Annotated in this window: 9 protein-coding genes; 5 read left to right on the top strand and 4 right to left on the bottom strand. The window is 71.6% G+C overall.

The window, feature by feature from the left end; genetic code table 11:
* Positions 1–40: 40 nt before the first annotated feature.
* Both ACQPZX_RS20125 and ACQPZX_RS20130 read right to left on the bottom strand, forming a co-directional pair.
* Positions 41–856 (bottom strand): glycosyltransferase family 2 protein, encoded by an 816-nt coding sequence (locus ACQPZX_RS20125; protein ID WP_433382988.1) that lies wholly within the window; start codon positions 854–856, stop codon positions 41–43.
* A 3-nt stretch (positions 857–859) separates the two neighbouring features.
* A complete protein-coding gene (locus ACQPZX_RS20130; RefSeq protein ID WP_433382990.1) occupies positions 860–1,777 on the bottom strand; it encodes a glycosyltransferase family 2 protein in 918 nt (305 codons plus the stop codon).
* A gap of 526 nt (positions 1,778–2,303) precedes the next feature.
* Here ACQPZX_RS20130 and ACQPZX_RS20135 point away from each other — a divergent pair.
* Both ACQPZX_RS20135 and ACQPZX_RS20140 read left to right on the top strand, forming a co-directional pair.
* Positions 2,304–3,236, top strand: coding sequence for a sulfotransferase family protein (locus ACQPZX_RS20135; protein WP_433382992.1), 933 nt, complete (start codon positions 2,304–2,306; stop codon positions 3,234–3,236).
* Between the two features lie 41 nt (positions 3,237–3,277).
* Positions 3,278–4,186, top strand: coding sequence for a hypothetical protein (locus ACQPZX_RS20140; RefSeq protein ID WP_433382993.1), 909 nt, complete (start codon positions 3,278–3,280; stop codon positions 4,184–4,186).
* A gap of 201 nt (positions 4,187–4,387) precedes the next feature.
* Here ACQPZX_RS20140 and ACQPZX_RS20145 read toward each other — a convergent pair whose 3' ends face one another.
* The gene (locus tag ACQPZX_RS20145; RefSeq protein WP_433382995.1) at positions 4,388–5,473 is read right to left on the bottom strand and encodes a M20 family metallopeptidase; all 1,086 of its coding nucleotides are present in this window, start codon (positions 5,471–5,473) and stop codon (positions 4,388–4,390) included.
* A gap of 425 nt (positions 5,474–5,898) precedes the next feature.
* Between ACQPZX_RS20145 and ACQPZX_RS20150 the strand changes: the two genes are divergently transcribed.
* Positions 5,899–6,519, top strand: coding sequence for a TetR/AcrR family transcriptional regulator (locus ACQPZX_RS20150; protein ID WP_433382997.1), 621 nt, complete (start codon positions 5,899–5,901; stop codon positions 6,517–6,519).
* A gap of 51 nt (positions 6,520–6,570) precedes the next feature.
* Here the strand turns inward: ACQPZX_RS20150 and speB are convergent, their stop codons facing one another.
* The gene (gene speB / locus ACQPZX_RS20155) at positions 6,571–7,599 is read right to left on the bottom strand and encodes an agmatinase (RefSeq protein WP_433382999.1); all 1,029 of its coding nucleotides are present in this window, start codon (positions 7,597–7,599) and stop codon (positions 6,571–6,573) included.
* 74 nt (positions 7,600–7,673) lie between these two features.
* Between speB and ACQPZX_RS20160 the strand changes: the two genes are divergently transcribed.
* Both ACQPZX_RS20160 and ACQPZX_RS20165 read left to right on the top strand, forming a co-directional pair.
* A complete protein-coding gene (locus tag ACQPZX_RS20160; RefSeq protein WP_433383001.1) occupies positions 7,674–8,564 on the top strand; it encodes a serine/threonine-protein kinase in 891 nt (296 codons plus the stop codon).
* 99 nt (positions 8,565–8,663) lie between these two features.
* Entirely contained in the window at positions 8,664–11,519 is a 2,856-nt protein-coding gene (locus tag ACQPZX_RS20165; protein WP_433383003.1) for a hypothetical protein, read from the top strand.
* The last annotated feature ends 189 nt before the right edge of the window (positions 11,520–11,708 follow it).

Here is an 11,708-nt window from a genome sequence, read left to right on the forward strand (position 1 = left end):
GGCGCGTCTCCGCGCCGGCCCGCGCCCGCCATCGCGGCGTTCATCGGCGCACCATCGCGCCGGCGCCCGCCGCCGCCATCGCGGCTATCGCGCCGCCGGCTCGCAGGGCGTGGTCGACGCTGCGGCCGCGCACGGCGGCACCGACGTTGCGGGCAACGGTCGCCGGCATCGGCCGGACCGCCGCGCGGCCGCCGCGGAAGCAGCGCCGCAGGAACGCCCGGAACGACGCCGCGTTGCCCGGCACGTCGTGGCGGAGCACCGCGTCCGGCACGTGCCGCCAGCGGCCCCCGCTCAGCGATCGCATGCGCATCGGCAGCGATGCCTCGCGCCGCCCGAAGCCGCCGACCTCGCGGAACACCATGCGCTGCACGACCATGCCGGCCGTGCCGCTGCCCGGGGCGACCATCACACCCGTCCCGGCCGACTCGGCGCCCGGGGCGACCGTCCACATCAGCTCGTCGGCGAGCCAGCGCGGCCGCCCGTCGCGCCAGTCCGGGTGCAGGCCGCCGCCGGCCCCGACCACCGCCGGGTCGGTGAACGCGTGGGTGAGCCGGGCCAGCCACTGGGGGTCGGCGACCACGTCGTCGCCGAGGAACGCGATCAGCTCGGTCCGGACGTGGAACGCGCCGGTGTCGCGGCTGCCCGCGAGGCCGGGCGCGTAACCGTTCTCGATGACGGTGGCGCCGGCCAAGTCGCGGCGCACCCGCCGGAAGTACGCGGTGTCGTGGTCGACCACCACGACCACCTCGGCGGGCCGGTGGGTCTGCGAGCGGGCGGAGGCGACGGCCCGCACCAGCTGCGGCCAGCGGCTCGGCGGGCCGGCCGGGATGACGACCGTGACTTCGGTGTTCTGCACTGATCAGTCCTCGAAGACGTGCAGCGGCGTGCGGTCGGCAACCGTGCGGCGGCGGGTGTTGGTGTTGAGGTCGAGCGACATGGCGCCGACCGCCGGGCGGTTGATCATCCGGCCGCGGGACTCGGTGGTGACCCGCTGGTGGTCGATGGGGGCGCGGCGGTCGCGGCGGGAGCGGGCCCGGCCGTACTCGCTGAGGATCGTGCGCAGGACCCGGAAGCCGTCGCGGAAGGTGTTGAGGTTGCTCTCGCCGTGGATGCGGGCGTGCTCGACGCTGCCGACCTCGCCGACCTTCAGGCCGTCGGCGGCGGCCCGGATGTTGATCATCGTCTCGATCTCGAAGCCGTCGCCCCACAGCTTGCTGCCGTCGGCCGGCTGCGGCAGGTGGGTGTCGGGCAGGCCGAGGGTGGGGACGACGCTGCGCCAGAAGGCGTTGTAGCCGTAGCAGAGGTCGGTGAAGCGGGTGCCGAACAGCACGTTCACCACCAGGTTGAGCCCGTCGTTGCCGAGCTTGCGCAGCGGGGTGATGTCATCGCTGCGGCCACCGTGCGAGAAGCGCGAGCCCTTCACGAAGTCGGCGCCGTCGACCAGCTGCTGGACGAAGAGCGGGATCTCGGCCGGGTCGGTCGAGCCGTCCGCGTCGATCATCACGATGATGTCCCCGGTGCTGGCCGCGAAGCCGCAGGCCAGCGCGTTGCCCTTGCCCTTGCGGGTCTGGTGCACGACGACCACGTCGGGGCGCAGCTCGCGGGCGACGGCGACCGTGCGGTCGACCGAGCCACCGTCGACCAGCACCACCTCGTGCAGGCCGGCGGGCAGGGCGGCGAAGACGTGCGGGAGGTTGCGCTCCTCGTTGAGCGCCGGGATGACCACGCTTACGGTCGGTGACTGCATGCCGTAACCGTGGGTGTTCGAAAGCCTCATCGTCGGCCCCTTCCCGGGCTCGCGAATCGACTTCTACCGGCGGAGTCGGGGGAGGATCCGCAAGTCGTTCGCTCGCTGACCACGTTAAGCACGACATTACGGAGCGTCAACCGGTCCGCATTACGCTGCGCATTCGCTCCAGTCACATCGGCACCGTTAGTTACCGAGAGTTATCTTGTGTAGGGTGGCGGGGAACAGTGAGTGGCCAACGTCACCGGGGGTGGGGGTTACTGTGAGGTGCTTGTCCGCCGAGGCCCGTAGCTTTCGGGCTCCGTCACCGTTGGTGAAGCGATGAAATCCGAAAACGCCCTCTGTGTCTGTGGCCATCCGCATCAAGCGCACGAGCATCACCGCCGCGGCACCGAGTGCGCGCTGTGCGGGCCCGACGAGTGCCCCCGCTTCCGCCGTGCCAGCTGGTGGCGCCGCCTGGTGCCGAGCCGCTGAGGGTCGCGCGCAGGGTCGCGCGCAGGGTCGCGAAAGCCTACAAAGCCTGTAGGCTAACTCTCACTTCGATGAGAGGGGCCCCATGCCACTTCCTGACTTCCTCATCGCGGGCGTGCCCAAGGCGGGCACCACGGCACTGCACGCCGCCCTCGCGCCGCACCCGGAGCTGTACCTGTCGCCGGTCAAGGAGCCCAAGTTCTTCCTCTCCGACGGGCCGCCGCCGCGCCACGGCGGCCCCGGCGACGTGCAGACCTACCAGGAGCACGTCTGGCGGCGCGACGACTACGAGGCCCTGTTCGGCGCCGCCCCCGACGGCGCGCTGCTCGGCGAGGCGACCCCGTTCTATCTGCACGACCTCGGCTCGCACGCCCGGATCAAGGCGCTCGTCCCCCAGGCCCGGCTGATCCTGCTGCTGCGCGACCCGGTCGACCGCGCGCACTCCAACTGGACGCACCTGTGGAACGCCGGGCTCGAGCCCGAGGCCGACTTCCTGGCCGCCTGCCGCGCCGAGCCTGACCGGGTCGCGGCCGGCTGGGCCCAGTTCTGGCACTACACCGGCCTCGGGCTGTACGGGAAGCAGATCGAGCACCTCTACCGGCACTTCCCGCGCGAGCAGGTGCTCCTCCTGCGCTACCGCGAGCTCAAGGACGCCCCGGCCGCCACCCTCGACCGGGTCTGCGCGTTCCTCGGCGTGCGGACCGGCGCGCTCGCCGAGATCCCCAAGGAGAACGTCAACCGCCACGTCGTCGAGGACAACGCTTTCAACGGCGTTCTGCGCCGGCTTCTTCGTACGGGAGGAAGGTTTGGTCATAGATATCCGGTGCCGCTCCGGCTCGCCGTGCGTGGGCCACTCCTGACCGTGCTGCACCGCAAGCGCGGCACGCGGCCGGTGACCACGCCGGCCGAGCGCGCCGAGCTGCTTCCGTTGTTCGCCGACGACATCGCCCTCTTGCAAGAGGTCACCGGGGAGCGCTATGACGATTGGCTGGCAGTGGATCGCCACGCGGTTCGCTAGCGTACTATGTGCCCAATTGTCTGATTCGCTGAGGAGCTGAGTTGACCACCGGAGTTTCCGCGTTGCCGCTACCCCGCTGGGAGGAGCCCGTCGTCGTGGTCGAGCCGCCCGGCGACGAGCCGGGCGCCTGGGCCGGCGCCCCCAGCACGATCGTCGCGGACGGGTGGGTCTACCTCGCGTACCGATTGCGGCTGCCGATCGGCGAGGGCCGCGGCATCGCCAACGTCGTGGCCCGCTCCCGCGACGGGCTCACCTTCGAGACGGTGGCCGAGGTGGGCAAGGACCGGTTCGGCGCCGAGTCGCTCGAGCGACCGGCGTTGACGCGTACGGGTGACGGGAAGTGGCGCCTGTACGTCAGCGCCGCCACGCCCGGCACCAAGCACTGGCGGGTCGACCTGCTCGAGGCCTCTTCCGTCGAGGAGCTGGCGGAGGCCACCCCGCGTACGGTGCTTCCCGGCGACGACACTGTCGGCGTGAAGGACCCGGTGCTGCACCACGACGAGTTCGGCTGGCACCTGTGGGCGTCCGTGCACCCGCTGGAGAGCTGGGACGACGCCGACCGGATGACCACCGAGTACGCGACCAGCCCCGACGGCGTGCACTGGACCTGGCGCGGAACCGCCCTCGCCCCGCGCCCGGGGGAGTGGGACGCCCGCGGCGTACGCGTCTCCTCGGTCCGCGTCGACGGCGACGAGATCACCGTCGCCTACGACGGCCGGGCAACCGCCGGCGAGAACTGGGAAGAGCGCACCGGCATCGCCCGCGGCAAGCGCCTCGCGGACGGCTCGTTCGGCGAGCTCACCGCGATCGACGGCCCGGTCGGCAGCCCGCACCCGCCGTACGGCCTGCGCTACCTGAGCCTGGTCACCCTGCCCGGCGGCGGCGAGCGCATCTACTACGAGGCCACCCGGGCCGACGGCGCCCACGATCTGCGCACCGAGCTCGCCTGACCGTTTGTTACCGCTTGGTAGCAGCGTGTCCGGCCTGGTGAGAGCGCCATCACTATCGGTGGGGGTGTGCGAATCGCCCCGATGCGGGTGGCTTAGCGTGTCCGATTGACGCAAGGTGTGCGCGGTAAACGGCCGCACTGTCGGTGGCGGGGCTCGTCTCACAAGGACGGGACTCCGCCATTTTCTTCGCACCCCCCGCGACTAGGGCCGATACGCGCGGAGAAAGTTCACGAGCGCGTCGTGATAGGGCATCAGGGTCGTCAGGTCGACATACTCCGCCGGCCCGTGCTGCCCGTCCCCGCCCGGCCCGAAGATCACCGCGTCGATCCCGAGCGCGTGGTAGTACCGCCCGTCGGCCGCCCCGTGCTTGCGCAGCAGCTCGCCCGGGTAGCCGACGGACCGCGCCGCCGCCCGCAGCCCGACCACGCCCGCCCCCGCCGGGTCGGCAAAGTGCGGCGGCCCGAGCGCGTCCACGGTGGCCCCCAGGCCGGAGACCTTGCTCAGATGCGCCGCCACTTCCTCCCGCGTGCGCCCCTCGAAGTCCGGGTCCGTCGGCGGATAGCGGATGTCCAGCCACGCTTCCGCCACCGCCGGCACCTGGTTGTAGGCCCGGTTCGGCGTCACGATCCGCGCCACGTTGACGGTGGTGGCCCAGGCCTCCGAGCCCGGCACCGGATACCGATCGAGCAGCCGCTCGACTCCCGCCATCAGCGCCAGCACCGCGTTCTCCCCGAGCCACGGATAGGCCGCGTGCGCCGCCAGCCCGGTCGCCTCCAGCCGCGCGTGGCAGATCCCCTTCGACTCGTTGACCACCTTGAGCCCGCTCTGCTCCCCGATCACGACGAAGCCACCGCGCACGCCCTCCGCGAGCTGGTGCCCCGTCCCGTCCATGCCCCCGACTTCCTCGTCGGTCACAAGCTGCAGCCCCATCCCGTACGGGAGTTGCCCCGCGACCGCGCGGAACACCGTCGTCATCACCAGAGCGGCGGCCTTCATGTCGTGCGCCCCGCGCCCGTAGAGCCGATCCCCATCACGCCGCGGCACGAACTGCTCGTCCGGCGCCGGCACCACGTCCAGGTGCGCGTTGAAGATGACCCGCAGCTCGTCGCCGGCCCCGGCCGGGTGGAGGAGCGCGCTGGGCTTCCCGTTCGTCTCGAACCGCCGCACGACAAACCCGGTCCCGGCCTCGCCGATCACCAGCTCGAGCGCCCGCGCAAGCTCGCCGGGCCGATCGGCCGTGGACGGTATCGCGATCAGTTCGGCAAGGCGGTCCGTCCACGGTGTCATATCCCCAAGGATTCCCGAGCCGTCAAGCGCCGCGGCGCCGCGCCGTGTTGACATGTTGACTGCGTATGTTGATGCATTGACTCGTCAACATTGACGCCGTCAACACGTCAACATGACCCATCAACATGCCACGCCTCTGTGTGCCGCCCGCCCGCTGGTCGCGCGCCCGCCCAGCCCGCCCGGCCGCTAGGCCGCCCGGCCGCTGGGCGCTGGGCCGCCCGGCCGCTTGGCCGCCCGGCCGTTGGGCCGACCGGCCCCGGACCGTTTGGCCGTTTGGCCGTCTGGCCGCCGGGCCGCAGAGAATGCGGGTCGCTGGGTCGCTGGGCCGGCGGCCGGGTGTGGCCTGATGGGTCGCCTGGCCGGTCCGCGGCGCCGGGTGCCTTTGCTGAGCCCGTACGAAATGATTGTCGTGATAGACATGCGCCGTGAGTGACGTGACCCGTAACGGCGGGCGGCGGGCGGCGCGTAAGCGGGCCGACGTGCTTGCCGCCGCCTGCTCGGTCGTCGCGGAACGCGGCGCCGACGGGACCCGGTTCACCGATGTCACGGCGGCCACCGGGGTGGGCGTTTCGACGTTGCAGTACTACTTCGGCAGTCGCGAGGACATGCTCATCGCGGTGTTCCGGTTCGCGGCGCAGAGCGACTTCGACGCGGTGGGCAAGCGGCTGGCGAGCGTGGCTGATCCGTGGGAGCGGCTGGTCGTGATCGCGTCGCATCTGACGGGGGCGGTGGGCAGCGACACGGGGTGGCGGCTCTGGGTGGAGTCGTGGCGGTGGGCGCTGCGGGATGCGGATCTGCGGGCCGAGGTGCTCGGCGACTACACGCGGTGGCATGAGCTGATCGCGGGGATCATCACGGCGGGGGTCGCGCAGGGGCGGTTCGGGATCGGCGCGGCGCCGCTCGACGTGGCGCGGCAGGCCCTCGCGCTGATCGACGGGCTGGCGTTGCCGGTGGCGCTGGGCGATCCGCAGGTCACCGGGGCGATGGCCGGTGACCTGCTGAGCGACGCCCTGGGACGACTGGTGGGATTGCGCCCGCCGACGTGATGGGTAGCGCGCGGGGCGGGCTGATGGGCGGTGCGCAAGGCGACCTGAGCACTAGGCCGGCCGGGTGCCTCGGTCCTTGAGCAGCGGGGTCGAGCGGCTCCATCGCGGCCCGTCGCCGTCCTTGCGGTGGCGGGCCATGCCGGAGAGGGCCTCCAGGACGACGCGGTTGCCGAGCATGGCGGTGATCTCGGCGTGGTCGAACGGCGGGGACACCTCGACGATGTCCATGCCGACGACCGGCAGCTCGTGGCAGATGCGGGAGACGGCGTCGAGCAGCTGGCGGGCGGAGAGGCCGCCGGGCTCGGGAGTGCCGGTCCCGGGGGCGTGGCCGGGGTCGCAGACGTCGATGTCGACGCTCAGGAAGACGCCGTCGCAGCCGTCCAGGGCGATCTCGAAGGCGCGCTCGAGGATCGTGTCGAGGCCGTGTTCGACGATCTCGCTCATGTGGAACGAGTTCATGCCCTGGTCGGCCATCCAGTCGAGGACGTCGGGGCCGGGCCAGTAGCCGCGCAGGCCGAGCTGCAGGAAACGGTCGCCGCGGACCGCGCCGGACTCGATCAGGCGGCGCATGGGCTGGCCGTGGCCGTAGAGGCTGCCGAACTCGATGTCGCCGGTGTCGGCGTGGGCGTCGAAGTGGATCACGCTGATCCGGCCTGCGCCGTGGTGACGGGAGACGCCGGTGACGTCGGGCCAGGTCACCGTGTGGTCGCCGCCGAGGATGACCGGGATGGCCCCGTTCTCCGAGATGAAGGCGACGGCGTCCTCGATGGTCTGGCAGGACCTCTGGATCTCGCCGGAGTAGACCTCCAGGTCACCGGCGTCCTTCACGGTGAGGTCGCCGGTCAGCGCATCCACGCGCATGGCCATGTGCGGCCGCGATCCGTCGTGCGGCAGGTAGTCCGTGCCGCGGATCACTTGCGGCCCGAACCGAGCCCCGGGACGGTGCGAGGTGCCGCCGTCGAAGGGCGCCCCGATGATCACCACATCCGCATCGGCAAAGGTCGCGGGCTCCTGCCAGTCGCAGGCGGGCACGCCGAGGAAGGTGTAGTCCGGGCCGAACATGGGGCCGTATCTGGTCACCCCGCGGACTGTATCGCCATACAGTATTGGTGTACAGCGTTTGTGCCGCTTGACCGGCGGGTACCGGCCCGCTCATGGCGACGCGGACCCTGGGCAACCGATACCACCTGGTCCGTCGCATCGGCCGGGGCGGCATGTCCGAGGTGTGGCACGGCCACGACGAGGTTCTGGACCGCCCGGTGGCGGTCAAGGTGATGGCTCCGGGCCAGGAGATTCCCATCGATATCGTACGGGCGGAAGCACGCTCCGCGGCGAGGCTGGCCCACCCCAACGTCGCCGGTGTGCACGACTTCGGAACGTCCGCCGACCAGCCGTACATAGTGATGGAGCTGGTCGAGGGCCGCACCCTCGGCGCCCATCTGTCCGCCGGCCCGCTCGACTGGCGCATCTCGGTCCGCATCTGTGCCGAGGTGGCGGCCGGCCTGTCCGCCGCACACGCCGAGCACGTCGTCCACCGCGACATCAAGCCCGGCAACATCATGCTCACCCCGTCCGGCGCGAAGGTCCTCGACTTCGGCATCGCCGCGGCGGTCGGCTCGGCCGACCCCGACCCGGACGGCCCGGTGATGGGCACGCCGGCCTTCGTCGCGCCGGAGCGCTTCGCCGGATGCCCCGCGACGCCGGCGACCGACATGTTCGCCCTGGGCACGCTGCTCTACCAGTGCCTGTCGGGCCGCCTGCCGTGGACGGCGGCGTCGCCGACCGAGCTGGTCGAGGCGACGTGCAAGCGGGACCCCGAGCCCCTGCCCGACATCGACAGCCTCCCGGCGGAGGTGGTCGATCTGTGCTCGCGTTGCCTGTCGAAGGAGCCGTCCGAGCGGCCGACCGCCCTGGTCGCGGCCCTGCTGCTGGGCGAGGCGGTGGACGCGCGCGTCTACGTGCCGATGCGCGATCTGGCCCCGATCGTGGTGACCGACTGGGCCGACGAGCCGACCTCGAAGGCGGGCCGCCACCGGGCGCCGTAGCCCCTTCGGGTGGAGCTTGGGTTCGATCGAGGACAAGTCGCTTGGCTGGTCGTGCCGACGGCGTGAGGTTGGGTTCGACGCCGTCGAATGAGGTGTGCCATGGGCATCGCCGGGTTGTTCCTGGAGGCATCGAAAGCGATCCTCGGCCAGCGGACCTTGGACGCGGTGCGGCCGTGGTTCACGGTCCCCGAGATCATGACCATGATCACGACGGTCCGTACCGAGCTCGTCGCGGACCCCGATCTGCTCGCCGCGGCCAAGCAGGCGGGCGTCGAACTGGGGACCATGGTTTACGAGAAACCGAACGCGGAACTCCTCGTCGAGTGCGCCACCGAAATGGTGGAGTACCAACGGGTCAAATCCGAGATCACGGCTTTCCGGGAGCGGCTGCGGGAGCAGCTCACCGCGGTCGCGGCGCCCGTCGTGCCGCAGGCCGAGTCCACCCCGCCGGAGCAGTCGGAACCGGACGAGTCAGGCGTCAAGCCGAAACGGAAGCCGCCGCGCCGAACTGCCCCGGAGGCCGACTACCTGCAGTCGGTCCAGAAGACGATCGAGGAGTTCCTCAACCAGAACCCCAACTGGTCGGAGCTGGCGGTGCAGCAGAAGGCCGCCGACGAACAGCTCCGCGCGGCGGTGCGGCGCAAGCTGCTGGAGAGCATCCGGCTCGCCCTCAACGTCAAGAAGCAGGAGCGCGAGCGGGACGCCCTCTACCGGCAGGAGCTCGAACCGGGTGACGCGCCCGGACTGCTCGACGAGGAGGCCGACCCGGTCGCCACCGCCACGGTCGACGAGCTGGGCCGGTTGCTCCGGGGGAGTCGCGGCAGCATCGGGCTCGCCGGTCCGCGCGGGTCGGGGAAGTCGACGATTCTGCGCGGCATGTACAAGGTGTGGCCGCAGGCGGCGATCAAAATCCTCGTCCCGGCGCCGGCCAGTTACGTGCCGCGCGAGTTCCTGGTCCATCTGTACACCGAGATCTGCCAATACATCTTCGACTACGACAGCGACGGAAAGCGTCGCGAAAAAGGCGGGCGGCCGGTGCCGAACCGGGTCGCCGGCGGCGCCGCGACCGCGCTGATCTTTTTCATGCTCCCGGCCGTGGCGACGCTGACCGGCGTCTACCTGATGGCGGTGTACGCCGCCGGCGCGCGGACGCCGGCCCAGGTGGCCGCCTTCGGTGGCGCCCTGCTCACCGTCGGCGTGGTGCCGCTGGCCCTGCGGCTGATCGAGAAGAGGAAGCTGCCGACCTCGGCCGGGTCCCTGGAGGAGCGGCTGCTGGCCCGCAGCGTGATCGGCTGGAGCCAGCCGAGGCTCTCCGGCCTGCTGCTCGCGATAGCGGCCGCCGGCGTCCTGCTCGTCCTGTCCACGATGTGGTTCGTGCCCGACCTGCTCACCACGCGGCGGGCCGCCGGGGCCGCCCTGCTGATCGCCGGGCTGGCGACGGCGCTGCTCCGGCACCGGCCGCCGCCCAGCTACTCCTTCACCGGCAGCAGCAGCGGAGTGGCCGTTGTCCTGGAGAGCGGCGCCCGCGGCGCCGTGCCGCTGATGGCCGTCGCGGCCGCGCAGATCGTCGCGGTCGCGGCCGGAACGGCCCTTTTGCTGATCCCGCCCTCGGTCAGCGACCCGGACGCACGGCTCGTCGCCGGCGTCGCGCTCACCGCGGCGGGCGCCGTGGCCCTGCGGGTCGGCCTGGCGGTTCGCGCCTACCTGGACCGCACCAAGGCGCCGCCGGTGGAGAACGACGACCTGGTCCGCGACGCCCGGCGGGGACTGCGCCGGCTGGGCTACGTCCGCAGCGAGACCAGCGGCTGGTCCGGCACGGTCAAGCTGGGCGGCGGCAACTGGCTGCCCGTCGGGGTCGACGCCGGGACGAGCGGCAGCGTCTCCGACACCGAGCTGCCGCTCGGCGTTCCGCAGATCGTCAAGGAGACCGTCGCCCTGCTCAAGGCCCGCGGCCCCGCGTTCGTCGCCATCGACGAACTGGACAAGATCGAGTCGGCGGAGAAGGCACGTGACCTGCTCAGCGAGCTGAAGCCGCTGTTCACCGCGCCGAACACGTTCTTCTTCGTGTCGGTCTCGGAGGACGCGATCGCCAGCTTCGAACGGCGGGGACTGCCGTTCCGGGACATTTTCGACAGCGCCTTCGACGAGGTCGTGCCGATCCCGTACCTGAGCTTCGCCGACTCGCTCGACCTGATCCGCAGCCGCACCCTGTTCGTGCCGCCGCCGTTCATCGCGCTCGCGTACTGCGCCTCCGGCGGCCTGGCCCGCGACCTGATCCGCACCACCCGGCACATCCTGCACAACGGCGGCGATCTCGAGCGGGTCGCCGGCGTTCTCGTACACCGTGACCTGCGCGGCAAGACGGCGGCCGTCACGTCCGCCATCCGGGGTGTGCTGCTCGAACCGGAGTCCTCGGCCGTGCTGCGGGCGCTCGGCCGGATCGACGCCTGCCCGCTGGACGGCCCCCGCACCAGTCCCTGCCTGCTCGACGACGACTGGCTCTGCTCGATCGAGAAGCTCGGCGCCCAGCTCCAGGCGTCGGCCGGCGACGCGCCGACCGATCTGAGCGACCGGCGCCTGCTGCGGCGGCTGGCCATGGAGCTGGTCGGCTACCACTACTACTGCCGCACTCTGCTGGAGCTTTTCGTCGTCACCGAGGACGCGGACCTGCGGCGGCTCGAACGCGTCATCGACGACGAGAACGGGGTCACGCTGAGCCATCTGGCCCGGGCCCGGCAGAGCTTCATGCTGAACCCGTACGTCGCCTGGGACGCGGTGACCGAGTGCCGGGACAATCTCGGCCTCCATGCCGACGACACGCCGGCCTCGCTGCTCGCCTCGGCGGTCACCGCACAAGCGGAAGCCGAGATTGCCCCGGCCATCACGGCGCCGGAGGTCAGCGCGATCGAGGAAGGACCCAGCCACCCGGAGCTGCCCGCCGCCTCCTCCGGATAGATGAGCGGTAATCTAACGCCGATGAACCCACCGGGCGTCGGCAGGCCACCGATGCTCTCGCCGAAGCGACCCGGACTCGGGCCGACGACCCCGCCGCCGACGCGGACGGCGGCGCCGGGAGCATCGAGCTCACCCCGCCTCGCCGAGCTTCGCGATCTGATCGGCCGGCACTGCTGACATCTCCTGCTC

It is taken from the genome of Actinoplanes sp. CA-142083 (assembly GCF_050942195.1).
Lineage (GTDB): Bacteria > Actinomycetota > Actinomycetes > Mycobacteriales > Micromonosporaceae > Actinoplanes.